The sequence below is a fragment of the Flagellimonas amoyensis genome, from assembly GCF_003058265.1.
In the GTDB taxonomy this organism is placed as follows: Bacteria; Bacteroidota; Bacteroidia; order Flavobacteriales; family Flavobacteriaceae; genus Flagellimonas; species Flagellimonas amoyensis.
Window position 1 is genome coordinate 500565 of the sequence record NZ_QBUK01000001.1, and the last position, 18785, is coordinate 519349.

General features: G+C 45.4%; 11 protein-coding genes. 4 read left to right on the top strand and 7 right to left on the bottom strand.

Translation table 11 applies throughout. The features are described 5' to 3' along the window. Window positions 1–21: 21 nt before the first annotated feature. The 7 genes from DB398_RS02095 to DB398_RS02125 all read right to left on the bottom strand — a co-directional run bounded on the left by DB398_RS02095 (window position 22) and on the right by DB398_RS02125 (window position 12039). Complete coding sequence (locus DB398_RS02095) at window positions 22–1635, bottom strand: RagB/SusD family nutrient uptake outer membrane protein (RefSeq protein ID WP_108422726.1); 1614 nt, start codon at window positions 1633–1635, stop codon at window positions 22–24. A gap of 10 nt (window positions 1636–1645) precedes the next feature. Further along, on the bottom strand, window positions 1646–4633 hold the full coding sequence (locus tag DB398_RS02100) for a SusC/RagA family TonB-linked outer membrane protein (RefSeq protein ID WP_108422727.1): 2988 nt from the start codon (window positions 4631–4633) through the stop codon (window positions 1646–1648). A gap of 274 nt (window positions 4634–4907) precedes the next feature. Then, on the bottom strand, window positions 4908–7703 hold the full coding sequence (locus DB398_RS02105) for a helix-turn-helix and ligand-binding sensor domain-containing protein (protein WP_234415994.1): 2796 nt from the start codon (window positions 7701–7703) through the stop codon (window positions 4908–4910). A 117-nt stretch (window positions 7704–7820) separates the two neighbouring features. Then, window positions 7821–9032, bottom strand: a complete 1212-nt coding sequence (locus DB398_RS02110; RefSeq protein ID WP_234415996.1) for an MFS transporter — start codon at window positions 9030–9032, stop codon at window positions 7821–7823. A gap of 388 nt (window positions 9033–9420) precedes the next feature. Further along, window positions 9421–9888, bottom strand: coding sequence for a helix-turn-helix domain-containing protein (locus DB398_RS02115; RefSeq protein WP_108422730.1), 468 nt, complete (start codon window positions 9886–9888; stop codon window positions 9421–9423). A 283-nt stretch (window positions 9889–10171) separates the two neighbouring features. Beyond that, window positions 10172–11269: a sensor histidine kinase gene (locus DB398_RS02120; RefSeq protein ID WP_108422731.1), complete on the bottom strand. Its 1098-nt coding sequence runs from the start codon at window positions 11267–11269 to the stop codon at window positions 10172–10174. Continuing rightward, window positions 11269–12039 carry a LytR/AlgR family response regulator transcription factor gene (locus DB398_RS02125; RefSeq protein ID WP_108422834.1) on the bottom strand — a complete coding sequence of 257 codons (771 nt, stop codon included), beginning with the start codon at window positions 12037–12039 and terminating at the stop codon, window positions 11269–11271. The genes DB398_RS02120 and DB398_RS02125 overlap by 1 nt, the downstream gene beginning before the upstream one ends. A gap of 846 nt (window positions 12040–12885) precedes the next feature. On the opposite strand from DB398_RS02125, the gene DB398_RS02130 reads away from it, so the two are divergent. From DB398_RS02130 to DB398_RS02145, 4 genes are read left to right on the top strand one after another with little or no spacing between them, the layout of a single operon-like run. Continuing rightward, a complete protein-coding gene (locus DB398_RS02130) occupies window positions 12886–16074 on the top strand; it encodes a SusC/RagA family TonB-linked outer membrane protein (protein WP_108422732.1) in 3189 nt (1062 codons plus the stop codon). Between the two features lie 20 nt (window positions 16075–16094). Then, the gene (locus DB398_RS02135) at window positions 16095–17528 is read left to right on the top strand and encodes a SusD/RagB family nutrient-binding outer membrane lipoprotein (protein WP_108422733.1); all 1434 of its coding nucleotides are present in this window, start codon (window positions 16095–16097) and stop codon (window positions 17526–17528) included. A gap of 12 nt (window positions 17529–17540) precedes the next feature. Then, window positions 17541–18152 (top strand): immunoglobulin-like domain-containing protein, encoded by a 612-nt coding sequence (locus DB398_RS02140; protein ID WP_108422734.1) that lies wholly within the window; start codon window positions 17541–17543, stop codon window positions 18150–18152. Between the two features lie 12 nt (window positions 18153–18164). Continuing rightward, a complete protein-coding gene (locus tag DB398_RS02145; protein WP_108422735.1) occupies window positions 18165–18677 on the top strand; it encodes a lipid-binding protein in 513 nt (170 codons plus the stop codon). The last annotated feature ends 108 nt before the right edge of the window (window positions 18678–18785 follow it).

Sequence of the window (18785 nt, forward strand, 5' to 3'; positions counted from 1 at the left end):
TTAATTCGGATTAGCTGACCGTTAGTTATACCCATCGTTTTGTGGGTAACTGGGGCCCAAAAGGTCCATCTGTTGTTGGGGGATGGGCCAGTTCTGCATGTATTCCCTCAAGAGTACCTTGGGGTTTCCTTCGGGATAGGACTCGTTCATGTTGTCGTTGTTCATGTGGTCCAGAAGGAATTCGTACAGTTTTCCTGTCCTTTTCAAGGTGAACCAACGTTGTCCTTCAAAGGCAAGTTCGCGGGCCTCTTCATCTAAAATGGCTTGTAGGTCGATGGTGTTCACCGGGTCCGTGTTGGCCCTTTCCCTTACTTCGTTCAGGTACTCCAATGCCTTAGGGGTGTTGTTCAGCATCATATGGGCCTCTGCCCCTACCAGATAGGTCTCTGCCAATCGGTAGATCATGATGTTTTTGTAATGGTTCCTGTCGGTTGGTTCCACAGTCTCGTCGAAGAACTTGAGTACCCCAGGATTCTGTCTCCTGTAATACAACATGAATTCGTTTTGGTCGGTTTCGCTGTTCTCGTAAAGATCCAATGGGTCGCCGAGCTGTTTTCCGGGAGGTAATGCGGTCTCATCGTTATAGGCGTACTCAAAGATGTAATAGGTGTTGTTCTTCCTGTTGTCGTCAGGGTCTTCATTGAGCAAATCTATCATGTATTGGTTCAATGAGATGAACCCTGCGCCGGCCCCTCCATTTTCAACGGATTGAATGAGCCCCGGTGCATCGGCGTAAGCGGATATCATGTTCCAGCTCATGATGTGCTGACTGCCCCCACCTATGGTTTCCCTTTCAAAGTTGATGGCAAACAAGGTTTCGGAATGGTTCAGTTCACCTGCAAACACCTCTTCCGTGGTCACTAGGCCATGGTTTCCGCTGGTGATCACGGCATCCGCTTGTGCGGCGGCTTCGGCCCAGTCTTCTTCCCAAAGGGCAACTTTGGCCCTAAGGTGCCTTGCAGCTCCTTGTCCCCATCTTCCAAATTGCTCTGGATTGTAGTCCAAATGCTCTATGGCAAAATCAAGGTCAGAACGGAGCAGTGCAAAAATCTCTTCAACGGAAGATTTGTCCTGCGGTACATCAAATGCATTTTCGGGCGTGGTCGGCTCGGTCGTGATGAAGATGTTGTTGAAAAGCCTGTAGAGGGTAAAAAAGGCATTGGCCCTCATACATTTGGCCTCGGCCAAGATTTGGTTCCTTCTGTCCTCGTCAATGTCGTCCAAGTTCTCTGCTCCACGGATCACGGCATTGGCCCTGTCCACAATGCGGTAATTGTGCACCCAGTGGGCATTGATCCCCGAGGTGGTTCCGTAGTCACCAAGGCTGGCACCCCATAGCAACCTACTATAGAGGGAAACCTCCCCTGTGATTCCTACGCCCAAGTCGCTTTTTGCTTGGAGGATGAGTGGAAAAGTGCCATTTAGGCTAAGGTCTTGGTAGATGTTCCTATTCAGTGTGTACAGCCCTACGACTGCGTTTTCCAATCCTTCCGGGGTGGAGTAAAGGAAATCAACTGAATCGTCGGAAAAAAGTTCATCTTTCAGAAAATCTTTTTCACAGGAAGTGAACATGGCAAGGCCAAGAAGCATTGCGAATATTCCTTTTAATGGTATGTAGTTATATATGTTTTTCATAACAATTTTTTTAGAATCCTAATTTGATGCCAAGGGTTATGTTCCGTGTTTCAGGAAATGCAGTTTCCTCGCCATTCACTGGGTTTTGTTCCGGGCTATACGACCTGAAATCCGTGAATGTGAAGAGGTTGGTGCCCGTGACATAGACCTTGGCATTTTGTAGTCCAATTTTGGAGAACGTTTCCTTCGGGATGTTGTAGCCCAAAGTGAGGGTCCTCAAACGCATATAGGAAGCATCTCTTACAGCAAAGGAATAGAGATGTAAATGGGTATCCGGTTTTGGCCTTGGGTATTCCGTGGAGGGATATTCGGGCGTATAATATTTGGTTCTAATCCCATTGATGGCCCCTTTCCACAATTCTCCATTGGCAAGTACAGGGTTTAACTTAGTGGCTCCTTGAACAATGAAAATGTCGGCAAAGAGGTCAAAATTCTTGTAAGATATGGTATTGGTTATTGAACCATACCAATCGGGATCGGCGTTGATGAACACATTGTCCCTGTCATCGATCTGTCCGTTTCCGTCTTGGTCAACGACCCTTACGTCCCCGGGTTGTGCCAATGGGTTTCCAGAGCCGGCAATATCGTCACCCACTTGATAGATTCCATCATATTTCGGCCCCCAAATAGGGTTCAGGGACTGGCCCACAGACAACCTTCTTCCTGATGTGTCAGTGATGTCGATTGGAATTCCATTTTCATCAGTTTCACCTGTAAGAGAAATTACTTCATTTCTATTTCTGGAAAAGATAAGACCCAAGGACCACCTAAAATTTTGTTTTCTTATCAGGTTTGAGGTCAATGTAGCTTCAATACCTCTGTTTTGAACCTCACCCACATTAAAGCGGATTACATTGAAACCGGTCGTTCCTGCAATGGTTCTATCCAGCAATAAATCGGTAGTATTAGCTTTATAATATTCCACACTGCCTTCAAAGAAATTGTTGAACAGTCTAAAATCCACCCCGGTGTTCAGGGTAGTGGTGGTCTCCCATTTTAGGTTTGGATTAGGGAGCCGTGATGATGCTGTAGAACCTGCAACAGTTTCCGTGGATTGTGTGGAAGTATTATAAAAAACGTAAGGGAGGTTATCCGCCACTCCCAAGGATTCCAATGGGTTGATGCCCTGATTTCCTGTGGCACCGTAGCTGACCCTTAGTTTCAATTCGTTGATGGCTTCAACATTTTGAAGGAATGGCTCGTTCTGCATCTTCCAGGCCACGGAAACTGCAGGGAAGAATCCCCATTTGTTGTTTTCCGCAAAAACCGATGCGCCATCCGCCCGGGCAGTGGCTTCCAATAGGTAGCGATCTAAGTAACCATAACGCACCCTTCCCAAAAAGGAAAGGAGCCTACGTCTGGAAACATCCCTTGGGTTGTTGAGCAGGGTAGTGGCATTGCCATTGTAGCCCAATGCATCATAGGTGAAACCAGACTTATCTATTTGGGTGTACTCGTTGCGCTGCTCATCAAAGGCCTGCACAGCGGTAAGGTCTAGTGCATGGTTTTCATGGGTCTGCGGCGTATAGTTCAATATGTTTTCCACCAATACCTGTTTGAACAGGGTGTTAGCCAATACGCCAAGCCCATCCATGCCCTCATCCCCTGCCGAATGCAATGAGCTTCTATAAATGCCCCTGTTGGTATTCCTGTTTCTGAGGAACGTCTTCAATGTGTAGCTTAGGTTGGGCGTAAAATTATAAATCAAACTGAGGTTCACGTCTGTAAGATTGATCTTGGTTTCATCGGTGGATTCCCTTTGGTCCCATAATGGGTTCACGTCCGTGTTGGATGGGCCCAAATAGAATTTTACCAGCTCGCCTTCCTCATCAAAAGGTTTTGCTAAAGGGGTGGTGGTGGTGAAATTCAATCCACCGGTTTCCCTGTCTTGGTTTGCGTTTTGGTAGTTGAGGATTCCCCTGAACACTAATTTGTCCGTGAGCTGTTGCTCAATGTTCAGTTTGAAGGTGCCCCTGTCAAAACTGGAATTGGGGATGATCCCTTCCTGTGTAAAATAGTTGACACTGGAGAAGATCTTGGTTTTCTCCGTCCCAGAAGAAAAACTTAGGGAGTGGCTCTGGATCACGGCATCACGAAGCACAAGGTCTTCCCAGTCCACAAAATTGCGGTTTTCTATGGCTTCCAGTTCAAAAGGCGAGAAAATGTTCTCGTCGTTCAGGTAAGCTCCCGTGAACCTGTTCCTGTTGGCTTCCCTTCTGAGGTCGATGAACTGTTGGCCGTCATATTGGTTAAAATTCTTGGTCAGGGTCTGAACGGTGGTATAGCCATGGTAATCTATGGTTGCCTTTCCCGTACGACCTGTTTTTGTGGTGACCAAGATGACCCCATTGGATGCCCTAGATCCGTAAATGGCGGTGGAAGAGGCATCTTTTAAGATCTCGATGTTGGCAATATCATCTGGGGCCACATCATTGAGATTGTCAAAAGGCAGACCGTCCACAATGATCAAGGGCGAGTTGCCATTTGGTGCCACCGATACATTTCCACGAATGACAATATTGGAACCTCCACCGGGACGTGCATCGCCCAGATTGACTTGGACCCCCGCGGCCCTACCTCTCAACATTTCGGAAACGTTGGTGGTGGGAACATTGGTGGCTTCCGCTACTTCAACGCTGGTCACGGAACCAATGACGTTACTTTTCTTTTGGGTACCATACCCTACTACGATAACCTCGTCCAAGGCTTGGGTATCTTCTTGAAGGACGATGTTGATGACGTCCTGCGCACCCACCGTGACTTCCTGCGTTACAAAACCGATGTAACTGAATATAAGAACATCGCTGTTGGAGACACCATCTATGTTGAACATCCCATCAAAATCGGTCACAACACCATTTGTGGTGCCTTTGATGAGGACATTGACCCCGGGCATTGGGCCTGTGTTGTCAGATACTGTTCCTGTAATGGTCTTTGTTTGTGAAAATCCGTAAGCAGTGCATAGGAGCACCAGCAATTTTACAATGCCATATTTCATTTTGAGTAATTTAGTTTGATGGTAAAAATAGGGGGCTTAACGTCTTCTTAACAAACCATCTGCCTCTATATAAAACCTACATTGGCAATTTGAACGGGGTCAATTTGAGATTTCATCAGAAAAACCCTTTAAAATATATCGATTTGGAAATATTGTGTAGATTAAAATATAAGGCTGTGAATCGATGGAAATGAGCCTCAAAAAGCAGTTGTAGGGTCAATGTAGAGGTAATCTGGGTATTTGTAGAGTAACTTGGGAATAAAGTAGAGTTGTTCTAGAAGTTCAAAATGTAATCTATGAGGTTATCCTCGTGTGGGAGGTCGAACTTTTTGCGCAGCCTATAGCGTTTCATTTCAACACTTTTTACGGATATGTTAAGTAGCGGGGCTATTTCTTTGGACGAAAGGTTCAGCCTAAGGTAGGCACAGAGTCGGAGATCGTTGTTGGTCAGGCTATCGTGTTTTGCCTTGATCCTTTTCAAAAAGTTCTTGTCCGCATTGTTGAAGGCATCCTCAAAAAACTTCCAATCGTCCTCGCTGTTGATGTTCCTGTCAATCTCCCTGAGCACGGATTTGATGTTCCCATCCTTGGTGGGGATGCTGTTCAATTGGGATTTCAGCGAGGAAAGAAATTGGTTTTTCTTTAGGATGCTCATGGTGGATATGGCCAGCTCACGGCTCTTGTTGTCTATCTCGTCCTGGAGTTTTTCGTTCAATAATTGGGAAATCCGTTCCTTTTCCCGAAGCTTTTGCTGTTCCAATTCTTTTTGGTTCTTTTTGATGAGGGATTCCTGCTTTTTCCGATAGTATCTTTTATAGATCCTGTGAATGAAGAAAAACAAAAGGGAGAGTCCCAGCACATACCCAAGAATGGCCAAGTTGGAAACATACCAAGGGCGATGCACGGAAAAACTATAGGAGGCTACATTCTCAGTGAGGCTGTTTCCCACCATGGCCCTTACGCTGAACGTGTATTCTCCAAAAGGAAGGTTCTTGAAAGAAGTCTCAGGGATGTCGGACCAAACGCTCCAATCGTTGTAAAGCCCTTCCAATCTGTGTTGATACCTCACCTCGGTATATTTGTCAAACTCAGGGACGCTGTATTCAAAAATGAGGTTGTTGTCGGCAAATCTGAACTCCCCGGCCAGTTCTAGAGCGGCCTTGGTGGATGCATCCCGATAATCACCATAGTAAACTGTGTTGATCTTGATGCTGTTCGTTATTGGTCTCACTTTGTCCAGATTGAGCGATACATAACCGTTGGAGCTTCCTATGAGGTATTCGTTCTCGTCGATCATGGAAATATTCTCGAAACCCGATACACCTAAATTGCTTCTCAGTGTGCTGGGCATGGGAATATTGGTGTCGCTCAATTTTCCGCTCAAGGTACTTTGGGTGATGTATTTGATCCCATTGTCGGTAAAGAACCACAGTTTTTGGCCCAAAGTGTCAGGGACAATAATGCTGATGGGACTTTCATTTTCCTTGAATACCAACTGTGTCATGACGCTGTCCATGGAAATGTCCTTGAGATGGTCCTTGAGTGCGTAGATGCCCGTATAGGTTTTGTAATACGTCCGCTCCTTGAACCGGAATATATTGGAACTGTGCCCAATGGGTTCCACATTTGTTACGTTGGTTACGCGTTGTAGTTCTGGGTCCAGTTCAATTTGGTATAGCCCCTTTTGCTCATGGTTGACCACGACTTCGAGGGAATCTATTTCAAAAAAGCGACTGGAAATGGTGAACCCTTCGATGACATTGCGCAATGACCAGGTGCCCATTTTCTTTTCCAGCACACTGAGTCCATTGTAGTTCCCTTGTAGAATGAGGTTTGAATCATGTTTCAAGGGTTTTACGGCCCAAGTGCCCCTAAAATCGGATACCAGTTCCGCCCGGTCATCTTCCACCACAAAAGTACCGCTGTTATGTCCACAGAAAATAGTGGAGTCCACCAATTGAAGACTCCAGACCTGACCTTCCGTGCCGGTTATCAGTTTGAAATCATCAGAGATATCGGTCCTTCTGGTAAAAAGTCCTTGATTGGTGCCCAAATACATCCGGTTTTTGTGGCGTAGGGCCGCATAGACCAACCCGATCTTGCCGAGTTTGTCCATATATTCGTTGAATGGGGAATATAGATTGATGACACTGACACCATTGTCCAGCCCAAGCCACAGATTGTGGTCCATGTCCTCAAAAAGGGACAGTACAGTGTTGTTGTTGAGGCCCTTGGCCTGATTGATGTTCCGGATCAGCTTGCCCTCTTTGGACAAGTGATAAAAACCATTGGAAATACTGCCGAGCACAAAAGAACCATCGTCCAGTCGGATGCTGCTGTACAATTTGGCGACCATACTGTCCATATCCGTTCGCCAAGGCGTAAGCGTTTCAAAATCGTATAGGTAGAACTTGGCATCTTCCGTTACGATCAGAAGATCATCATTCAGTTCATAAAGACCGATAATGGCCCCATTGGCCAGAATGGGGTCGTTGTCCACCATGACAGGTGCTCCGTTGGTAATAGTGAACAGTCCTTGTTTGGCCTTTTGGAAATAGACCTTGTCCTTGATCAAATGTAGTTTGGCCTTGGCCGAGTTGGCCTCCAGTATCTTGAAACTGTTCTCCACAAGGTCATAGATGTAGATTCTGTCCAAGGATTGGAACAATACCCAATGGTCCAGGGCCAAGATGTCCCAAAATTCCTCGTCTTCGGACAAAGGGGAATCCAGTCTGTCCGATAGCGAAGTGTAAGAAAGTTGTCCGGTATCTTCTTTGGTCCAGAACCCAAATTCCCGGTAAGATCCTGTATAGATTTTATCGCCAATGGCCTTTACGGACCGAATGATGGCAGGTGAGGGCAGTTGATATTTATGCCAAGTGTTCCCGTCAAATTCCAATAAGCTGAAATGATTGGCAATATAGATGTTCCTTGCGGATGATTGGGAAATGCCCCAGTTTTGGTATTCCCCGTTGTATTCCTTCGGAGTATAGTTTTGGATGGGCGGTAGTTCTTGGGAAAGCAATCCCCAACAAATGGATACCAAAAAATATGTAAAAAAGGCCCTCAATCCAATCCGATTTTGTTGCTAGTTGATGGACCGTGAAGATAAAGAAATAGCACAACACTTCTGTTCCCAACTTTTTGGGACCAATGTCGATTGGATGGAATATAGAAGGTAGAGGTATTATGGGCAGAATGCCTTCTCCCTTTTTCGTCTTGTGGTGGATTTCTGGAAATATAGGATGGCCGCTCCAATACCAGCTCCCATCAATGCAAGTAAGGCGCCTACAATACTGGAATAGGGCACCCCGAGTCCAAAGACCATGGGGAGGCCACCAAGATAGGCACCTGAGGCGTTGCCCATGTTAAAGGCACTTTGGTTCATGGAAGACCCCAGTTTTTCTGCTCCTTTGGCAGCTTTGATAATGGCAGTTTGAATGGGCGCGGTCACGGAAAAAGTAATTACTCCCACCATAAAACTGATGATGAACATCGCATAGACGTTGTCCGCCATAAGGGCATTGGCAATCAGGACGGTGGTCATGCTGAGCAAACTGATGACCACAGATTTGACCGGGCTAAAGATTTCCACCATTTTGGCTCCCAAAAAGTTACCTACAAACATTCCCAGTCCAGCCACGATCATTACATAACTCACGCTGCTTTCAGGGAGTCCGGTGACCGATATGACCAATGGTGCGATATAGCTGTACCAAGCAAAGAAGCCTCCTGTGCCCACAGTGGTGAGGGCTATCAGGGCCCATAATTTTTTATTCTTGATGCCTTGTGTGGCAGTCTGGCCCTCTTGGTTTTCCAATTCACCAAAAGAATCCTGGGGCATCCAAAAGAAGAGACTTGCCAAGGTGGCCAGTCCGGATATCCCGACCAGCAGAAAGGAAAAACTCCAATGCCATTCTTGACCAATATAGGTTCCCAGCGGAACCCCTATCACATTGGCAATGGTGAGTCCTGAGAACATAATGGCCATGGCCTGTGCCGCTTTTCCGGGTTTGGCCAAGTAGCCGGATACCACCGCGCCGATCCCAAAGAAGGCACCATGGGGCATACCGGATAAAAATCGGAACAAAAGCATGACCCAATAGTTGCCCGAGAATGCGGACAAGGTATTGAAGACCGTGAACCAGAGCATCAGGAACAAAAGTGATTTTTTAGGCGTAAGGTTGTTGGTCAACCGTGCCATAAAAGGAGCACCTACGACAACACCGAGGGCGTAAATGGCAATAAAATGGCCCGATGTGGATATGGAAATGCCCATGGAATCTGCGATGTTGGGAAGAATACCCATGATCACGAATTCCGTCAGTCCTATACCAAAGCCGCCTATGGCGAGGGATAACAGGGCCTTTTTGTTTGTATGTCCTAAGTTGTTGTTCAAGCTCAAAATTCTTTTCAAGTAAACCAAACGACAAAAATACGGAGGATTCAGCAAAAGGCCTGCAAGGATTTTTTCCAAAACCTGTTCGAAATTACCCTCTGCACTCATTCAGGGTAATCATCGTATAAATAAAATGCCCGCTACTGGTAACGGGCATTCAAGTACATTGATATATCTAAGAAAAAGGCGGGCGGGAAAGGAATATGATAGCTAATTCAAACAGACTCCCGAGAATTACACAAAACTTAATGGATTTTGTCTTTTTAGAAGTAAGTCCTTGTGGCCGCCCAGCCTTGGTTATTTAATTTATGACAAAGCAACCCAATCGCTTTGTTGCAGGGGTACTTTTAAAACGGCAAGTACTAGTTTTAACACAACTTTTGGGCATTCAGGCCACGTACACTTCCTGCTTGTAGAAAGCATTTCGGTATCCGTTGGGACTGTTTCCCGTACTCTTTCTAAAAGCGGTGTAAAAACTGTTTTTACTGTTGAAGCCCACTTCGTACATGATGGCCTTTACACTGAGGCTCGGATTGGATGCCAATAGACGTTTCGCTTCCTTGACCCGATATTCACTCAGATAGGCGTAAAAATTTTTGGAAAAATAGGTGTTGATCACTTGGGATACTTTGTACCTGTTGTGTTTGATGTGTTCGGCAAGATCATCAAGGCCCATATCGTTGTTCCGGTAGATTTTATCCTCGTCGAAGGCCTTTGTGATCTTGGACCTGATTATGAGAGCCTGTTCTTTTGTGAGTCCGGACTTTTCATATTTCCGTTGTCCGTGCTGTGCGATTATGTTTTTGTCCTGTTCGCCCGGATACTTCATTTTGATTTGATGGAGTAATCGTTTCATTTGATTTGATGAATTTTTGATTGATGATGAATTTGTATGGTCAACAATTTAAGAAAATAAGAGGTTCAAAATGTCGCCGACATCTGATAAAAGTCTGTATTTATGATAGTTTAGATTTGAAGAAATACATATAAGTAATTGAAAATCAAATAAATATAATTCATATAAGACCTCGTGTTAAAGTTTTGCCAATGCTTCTTTTTGGTGAAGCCTTCTTAACGCTCAGACAAAGTTTGTTGGGATGTAAGGATTGACAAGAACCAATTTCTGGAGTCCATGAGGATCACAGAAGGCTTGGAGGAAGTTGAATGAAAATCTCCGTCTTTACACCAAGGGATGAGTTGGTAATATCAAATTTGTACTTATCCTGATAAAGGGCCTGTAGCCTTTCTTTCATGTTGATGATCCCTATGCCGCTATTGGAATAAACAGGGTGTTCGGGCAATTTTTTGCCATTGTTTTCAACACTGATGACGAGTTGGTCCCCTTCTGTTTTTATGGTCAGGTCGATAAGGAGCTTTCTATTTTGCTGAGAGAACCCGTGCTTAATGGAGTTTTCAATGATGGATTGGATTAAAAGCCTTGGGATTTTGAGGTGATGGGTAGACTCTTTTACATGTTGCACGATCTTAAAATCTTCTTGAAAGCGTTGTTTTAGAATATTCACATAATGTTCCAAAATTTCCAACTCTTCTTGAACGGATATCAAGTTTTCATTATCTATCTCCAAAAACTTTCTGAGCAGGTAACTCACATCGGCAATCATATCCTGTGCTGTATCAGGTTCTCTTTTGACCAAACTGGAAATGCTATTGAGCGTATTGAACAAAAAATGGGGGTTCAATTGATTTTCCAAAGTCTTCAACTTTAACTTGATCAGATTGTTTTCCAATACTTTCTTCTCCATTTCCTGGTTTCGGATCTGACGGAGGTAGAAATAGCTGTAAACAATCAATAGCATGGAGCAATACAGCAAAATATTGGTGGTCACATTAAAAAAGAAGGTGTGGGTCACCTTTTCAAAAAAATTATAGTTACGATTGATCAGGTCATAATCCAGGATCAAGGGGGAAATAAACCCTACCAAATAACTTTGTATGATGGACAGGACAACATGAATGGATATGATGGTGCGCCAAGCTATTTTTTTGATCAATAAAAATTTGGTCAAAGTGGCCACAAATCCCATGAACAAAAGGACCACTGCCCAATCAATGACGCCTACGATCACCAACCCGAACAGACTGTCCACTACTTTCCTCGGACCTTGGTACAGAAAGTAAAAACTTCTACAAAAATCAATTCCTGCAATAAAGGTGTAGAACAACACCAGGTATTTCAGTAAAGAAGGTTCCGCATATTTTTTAAAAAATGTAACCATTACAGTATGCCCAATTTGGTCAATGTATCTTTCCGATAGGATTTACTTATCCTAAAAAGTTTTAGATCGTTCATCCGGATATCTATTTCATTATAATCCGAATGCACCAGCTCCAAAATGTGATCGATATTGATGATGGTGGACCGGTGGATCCGTATAAATTGATGGTCAGTGAGTTGATGGAGCAAATTTTTTAAGGAGTCCCGAACAACATATTTTTTCTCACCAATATATATTTCTGCATAATAGCTGGAGGCACAAACATATTTGACCTGGTCGGTATTCAGGAATATCGTCTTGTTGTCCTGCTTTATGGGTAATTTCTTGGGATTGGAACCATGTCCTTTTTTTAGGTTTCCATCCAGACTGTCCAAGAACCCTTTCATCCGCTCCTCATAATCGAGGTGCTGCATTCTTTCCAAAATCCGCTCCAAGGTTTCATGAAATCGTTTGTTTTTAAAGGGTTTGAGCAGAAAATCAAGTGCATAATTGTTGAAGGCGTCCACCGCGTAGTAGTCATACGCAGTGGCAAAGACCACAATGGGCATTTTCTGGGGATGGATATTCCTTAGGACATCAAAACCGGTCATTCCCTTGAGTTCAATGTCCAGAAAAATGACGTCGGGAGACAGTTCATTGATCTTGCCAATGGCATCTTCCCCATTGTGACATTCGGCAATCACATCAAACTCGTTTCTGTCCGTTAAGAGTTCCATGATGCGTTTCCGAGCCAATAACTCATCATCTATAATTATTGTTTTATGGGCCATCATTTTACGGTTATCAAGTGAAATTAATGATTAAGAACCAGAATTTGTTGCCAATTGTCTCTGGTATAAATCAATATATCGGTACTGGCATCCAGATTAAAGTCGTTCGCTGCACAAAAAGGGTCATTCGATTCATTGGATGCTCCATCGCAGGAACCGATTTTCCACCATTTGGAATAGAGCCATCATAAGGCTGGTCTGCCACTACAATGGGAAAACAAAAAGGAAGTGGCACTACGGATAGGTCACTCATGTTGACGTTTGGATTGCTTCAGGTAATACGGATTTAAACTATTGATTTTGAATAAACTAATAATCAAAAAGGGGAAGCTCATGGCTTCCCCTTTTTTAGCTAATTCAAAAATAATCTTACAAATGAGAACTAATATTTTTTTAGTCCCTATGCCGAAATTAGATCAAAGCCTCTATCGGGACCCCAAAAAAGAAGTGAGCGGCCTCGAAAGTGAAGTGAAATGACTTTATGGCGAATTCAATCCAATACATCATCATCAATCACCACCATTTTGTGGTTGATGTGGTAGTGAGATCGAATAAATAGGAAGAGAATGTGAAGGTGATTCTCAACACCTGCTCGATCCCGCCAGGGGCATTGAAAAAAGTAGGTCAGGGTTTGTCGTACCAATATCCGACCCGCCCAATTCATTTTAATGGTCGGTTAAATCACCATTGGACCTGCGCGATAGGATAATTAAGGAAGATTCAATAATTCCCAGATCAATTAACAAGTTGTTCGTTTCCAAAATCAAGGTGTTCACTTCATTCATCCATGGCGAAGCAGATTAGCTGTATATGTTTATGCACAACTAACTATAATATGTATTCAATATGATGACTAAATTGAAATTTATTTTCTTGCTTCTGTTCCTTGCCTTTGCGTGGGGGGGAACTGCCCAAGAAAGAACAATTACCGGAACGGTCAGGGATAGTGAGCGTACACCCTTGCCTGGGGTGAATGTCATTGTCAAAGGGACCACTAGGGGGACCCAAACTGATTTTGACGGGAATTATTCAATCGGGGCCAGAAGAGGGGAGACCTTGGTGTTCAGTTATTTGGGACTCCAGACCCAAGAAGTGGCCGTAGGGAACGCTACACGTATGGATGTCACCATGCTGGAAGACGCACAAGCCTTGGAGGAGGTTGTGGTGACAGGTGTTCTGGGGACCAAATCCCAGCCCAGGGCCCAAGGTTTTGCCGCCACCAACCTGAACAATGCAGATTTGACGGACGTGAACAACACCAACCCGTTCGAGTCACTATCGGGCAAAGTGGCCGGTGTGGACATTACCACTCCCGCGCAGCCAGGAGCTTCCCCTAAGGTAATTGTCCGGGGATTCTCTTCCATCACGGGCACAAACTCACCGCTCTACGTTGTGGATGGTACCCCGATCAACAGTAGTACAAATGGATCCTTGGAATCTCAATTTAACCGCTCTTTTGATGGTGGGTCTGGGATCAATGACCTTGACCCCAACAGTATAGAGTCCATGACCGTATTGAAAGGTGCGGCGGCCACGGCCGTTTATGGATCAAGAGGGGCCAATGGCGCCATTCTGATCACCACCAAAAAAGGAAGAAAAGAGTCAAGGATTGCCGTGGATCTTACCACTTCCATTGACTTTTTGGAAGTTTCCAGGGTGCCGCATCTCCAAAATCAATTTGGGCAAGGATGGAATGGGTTGAGCTATTCCTCATTACCATCGGGAGGTCTAGGGGCAAGCAACGAAAATGGATCTTGGGGACCGGCCTTCAATGGGCAGGTAAGGCCGTGGGGGCAGATTATTGACAATGCCCAACAAATAAAGCCCTATGTGGCATTGCCAGACAATATCAAGGATTTTTATGATGTGGGCCAGGTCTTCACCAATTCTGTGAGAATAAGTGGGGGAAGCACCAACTCTGATTTTTCCCTTGGGTTCACCAATACGGATAGCGATGGGGTCATCCCCACCGAGGCAGATGCATACGATAGAAAAGTGTTCAACCTGAATGCCGGAGTGAACAATGAAAAGTTGAATATCAGGACGAGCCTAAATTATGCAAAGCGGGACCAGAACGTTGTCAATACGGGTCAGGGCGATCAGGCTGGGGAAGGAAACACCTTTTCCCAGGAAATCATCCAGATACCTAGGGACATCAGCCTGTTGGATTTGGAGGATTACCAAAACAATCCATTCAACAACAATAGCAATTTCTATACACCCTTTGCTTCCAATCCGTATTGGGTCTTGAACGAAAATGCGACCAAGATCAACAGTAACCGCATTTTTGGGAACATCAATATCACGTACAATTTCAGCCCTACGCTAAGTGCTTCCTGGCAAATCGGTGCGGATATTGAAAACACAAACCGCAAGAGTTATGGGGCAATTGTCGATTATTTGCCCGGATCTCCTCAGGACCTGTTGGGAACGCTCCCAGTTGTTGGAGGTGTGACCGAATATAGGATGGAGCGAAAGCAATATGATACGTACTTTACCTTTAACCATGAATACGATATCACGAAAGACCTGAACCTGACGACTTCTGCAGGGGTTGCTTTCAACCAAAGGTCCACGGATGCCATCCAAGTTTCGGTAACAGACCTGGATATCCCGTACTATTACGAAATAAGCAATAGTGCCTCAACACCGAGTACAGGCCAATCGAATACATTGAGACGGACCATAGGATTGTTTGCGACCAGTACCCTGGGCTATGCCAACCGTTATTTCTTGACCTTGACGGCGAGGAACGACTGGTCATCCACCTTGCCCATTGGACGTAACTCCTATTTCTATCCCTCGGCCACGGCAAGTATAATCCTGTTGGACAGCAATGAAGCCTTTTTGAAGCTTAGGGGAGGGGTGTCCCAAGTGGGCAACGATACCAGTCCTTACAATACAGAATCCGCTTTGGTACAAGGTTTGGCCGGGGCCTATTTCGGTCAGATCAATATGCCCTTGGGTGGTGTAAATTCATTCGAATTGAGTTCCCAACTGGGGAACAATGCACTAAAGCCAGAGATCACCAACGAATATGAAATCGGTACGGAAGCCTCCTTTTTTAACAGGAGGGTTACGCTCGATGCCGCTTTTTATAAAAAGGACACCAAGGATCTATTGTTGGACCGTCTGTTGCCAAGGTCTACGGGATACCTCAACATCACTGGGAATTATGCGAGTGTGACCAATAAGGGGATAGAGCTTGTTCTGGGATTGACCCCGTTCAGGTCCGATGATTTTACCTGGGACATCAATTACACCTTCACGAAGAATGAGAACGAGGTGACCGATCTGCAAGGCTTGGAAAGGTTTGAGATCAACAGTTCCTATTCCACATATTTCTACGCGGAAGAAGGACAACCTTTGGGGGTTTTTAGATTTCGAGGCCCAGCTGTGAACGATCAGGGGCAGTATATAGTGGACAGCAATACGGGTTTCTATACCCAAGATTCGGAGGAGCAGTACCTGGGCACATCCCAAAGGGATTTTATCATGGGTCTTAAAAATTCCTTTAGGTATAAGAATTTTAGATTGTCGTTCAGCTTGGACTGGAAAGAAGGAGGCAAGATGTACTCCTACACCAATAGGCTTCTCGGCTTTACGGGGAACTCCATTGCCACGACCTATAATGAGCGTAAGCCATTCATCATTCCGAATTCTGTGGTGCAGAACACCGACGGGACCTTTTCGGAAAACACCACACCGGTCAGTTTTGAAGACGTGACGAATTTCTGGGGCACTGCAAGTAACCCGGCCATCGAGTACACCCATGTGATCGATAAAACCTTCGTTCGCCTAAGGGATTTGTCCTTTACCTATAGTGTTTCAAGCGATTTTGCCAAGACAATGGGACTTACGGCCGCTTCCGTGACCTTCTACGGTAAAAACTTGGCCTTATGGACGCCCAGCGGGAACCCCTATATGGATCCTGAAGTGTCCACTTTTGGAAATGACCTGGCCAGTGAGTTTGGGGAATTTGCTGCTAATCCCGCTCAACGGACCTATGGGGCGGCATTGAAGTTTTCATTCTAAAATCAATAAAAAAAGGAAAAATGAAAAAACTAATATACAGTATGGTCTGTTTGACCTTGATACTGGTTTCTTGTGAAGACCAGATGGACATCAACAGAGATCCGGACAGTTTGCCTGCAGAAGGTGTTGAACCGGCCACACAGCTGCCGATAGCCATTGCGGGCATTGCAGGGGGGCAAGGTGCGGAGCTGGCCATTATTGGTGGGATGTGGTCCCAGTTTTGGACCCAGAGCAATTCGGCAAACCAATATAGGACCATAGATGCGTACTCCATTACCTCTTCAAACTATCAAGGAGGTTGGAACAACCTATACGATGCCCTGGGGGATGTGCGAAACATTAAAAGAAATGCCCTGGCATCGGAAAACTGGAACTACTATTTGATTGCGGCAGTGCTGGAAACCTATGCATCGCAGATATTGGCGGACTGGTACGATCAAATCCCATATGCAGAGGCCAATGACTTTACCAATTTTGAGCCTAATTTCAATACAGGGGAAGAAGTATATGACCTGATGATCGCCGACCTCAACGATGCCCTTTCCAAGAATCTGGGCACTTCAAAAGGGAACATTCCGTTGAACGATGATTTCATCTTTGGAGGTGACATGGCCAAGTGGGTGCAATTTGCCAATACCATGAAACTGAAAATCTTCCTCAGACAGGCAGATGCAAGGCCCGGTGTGGCGCAAAGTGGCATTGGAGCATTGGGGAACAATTTCCTGACCGAAGATGCCGCAATGACCCAGTTCATCAACGAGGCCAATAGGAGCAATCCTCTCTTCGAGAGTGATAGAAGGCAGTTGAATGTGGCCACAAACTTAAGGGCAAGCACAACCCTGTACTCTTATTTGGCAAGTACCAACGACCCAAGGTTGGACCTTTACTATGGCCCCGGGAATCCATTGAACCAAGGAGACTACCAAAGCATGGCCGCACCCAATTCCGTTTCGGTGGTCAACCTGTCGGCGACCACACCGGTGTACTTCATCTCGGCGGAACAAAGTCTGTTCATGCAGGCAGAGGCACGGGAAAGGTTTTCAGGCGGAGCAGGGGCCAAGGCCTTGTACGATCAAGCGGTGACCGCATCATTTGCCAAGTGGGGATTGGACGCTGCCCCTTTTATCGCTGTAGGAGGAGCATATGAATACCCTTCCTCAGGAACTTTTGATGAAAAATTGACGGCCATCATCACCCAAAAATGGATATCGAGTTTTCCTGGGAATGGCTTTGAGTCCTTCTTTGAACAGAACCGCACCGATATTCCGGCCGTATCGACCGTTCCACAGACAAATGAAGCTTATGTTCCGGGACAGCTTTCCTATTCGGTAAACGGTTCCACAGGAGGGGTCTTCCCCAAAAGGTTGGAATGGCCAAGTGATGAGCTGTCAAGAAATGCCAATGCACCCGATGCTCCTGTAAAGGTAACGGTGCCCGTATGGTGGGATAACTAATTTAATATTAAGATGATGAGAAAAATATCGATATACATACTTGCCCTTACGGCATTTGTTGCGGCAGTCTCCTGTCATAAAGAGACCACCGAAGATCTTTCCCTGATTACAAACTATGCCGTCTTTGACTACGAGGCCTTGGTTGTGGTCGAAGTGGGCAATGACTATACACCTACTGTCAATGCCACGGAGAACGGGCAGAGCATTACCGTAGGGACTTCCAGTAATGTGGATACCAATACGGTGGGAATTTACGGGGTCACATTTTCGGCCACCAACTCGGATGGTTTTGAGGCCAGCGTGTTCCAAACCGTGGTGGTCCATGACCCGGCCATAGTGGGGACCGATGTCTCCGGGGATATCTGGGACAAAGGGAACAATTCCAGAACCGGGGCCATCAGTCTGGTGGAAGGGACCACCAGTATTTTTTATGCCACAGACTTTGGGTTCGCCGGGGCATTTCCCGTGTATTTCCAGATGGATGGTGATGTCATCTCGGAGATTCCGCAAACCTATGCGTTTGACGTTTCCAACGTAGACCTCACCTACGATCCTGTGACAAGGGAGTTCACAACATTGATACACCCACAAGGGTTTGGGTACACATTTGAATATCAAAATTAAAACATCAAAAACATGAAGAATATATATCAACTGAAATTCTTTTTGGCCATTGTGGTTGTCTTGTGCCTTACCTCTTGTGATGAGGTCGCTGACCCCGATCCAGGATTCACCACTACTGTCGACTTTGCGGGCGACTGGTTCATTGTGGGGTATTTTGAAGATGGCAGTATTGCCTATGGAGGGGATTATGTGTTGTACTCCACCTATAACACCGCCTCAAACGATGAAAATTTCTGGATAGATGACCACGGGACTTTCTTTGAGATCAAGACAAAGGTCCAGGCCAATTTTGATGCACTGACCTTCTCAGGGGCGGCAAATTCCGAGGAACTCTACACAGAAGGCACGGTGACCGTGAGCAATGGAAAGATCATCACCTATGGCGGCAGGTCCTTCGGGACAGAAACCGTTGTGGACAGTATCTATTTTGAGGCCGAGTTTGATTGGGATCCTGGAACGATCTACAGATTTGGCGGCCATAGAAGAACCGGTTTTTTGGAAGATGATGCACCACATATCAATTGATTTAGGGTTTGATCAGTGGTTTGTCAAAAGGCGTCCTTCCGGACGCCTTTTTCATTTTTTGAATTCTTAAAATAATCTTAAAGCAACCAAAGGGAACCTCACCCACAA

Coding starts and splice junctions, on each gene's coding strand:
- DB398_RS02135 (WP_108422733.1), top strand. CDS start 16,095: ATGAAAAAACTAATATACAGTATGGTCTGTTTGACCTTGATACTGGTT.
- DB398_RS02100 (WP_108422727.1), bottom strand. CDS start 4,633: ATGAAATATGGCATTGTAAAATTGCTGGTGCTCCTATGCACTGCTTAC.
- DB398_RS02130 (WP_108422732.1), top strand. CDS start 12,886: ATGATGACTAAATTGAAATTTATTTTCTTGCTTCTGTTCCTTGCCTTT.
- DB398_RS02140 (WP_108422734.1), top strand. CDS start 17,541: ATGATGAGAAAAATATCGATATACATACTTGCCCTTACGGCATTTGTT.
- DB398_RS02125 (WP_108422834.1), bottom strand. CDS start 12,039: ATGGCCCATAAAACAATAATTATAGATGATGAGTTATTGGCTCGGAAA.
- DB398_RS02145 (WP_108422735.1), top strand. CDS start 18,165: ATGAAGAATATATATCAACTGAAATTCTTTTTGGCCATTGTGGTTGTC.
- DB398_RS02120 (WP_108422731.1), bottom strand. CDS start 11,269: ATGGTTACATTTTTTAAAAAATATGCGGAACCTTCTTTACTGAAATAC.
- DB398_RS02095 (WP_108422726.1), bottom strand. CDS start 1,635: ATGAAAAACATATATAACTACATACCATTAAAAGGAATATTCGCAATG.
- DB398_RS02115 (WP_108422730.1), bottom strand. CDS start 9,888: ATGAAACGATTACTCCATCAAATCAAAATGAAGTATCCGGGCGAACAG.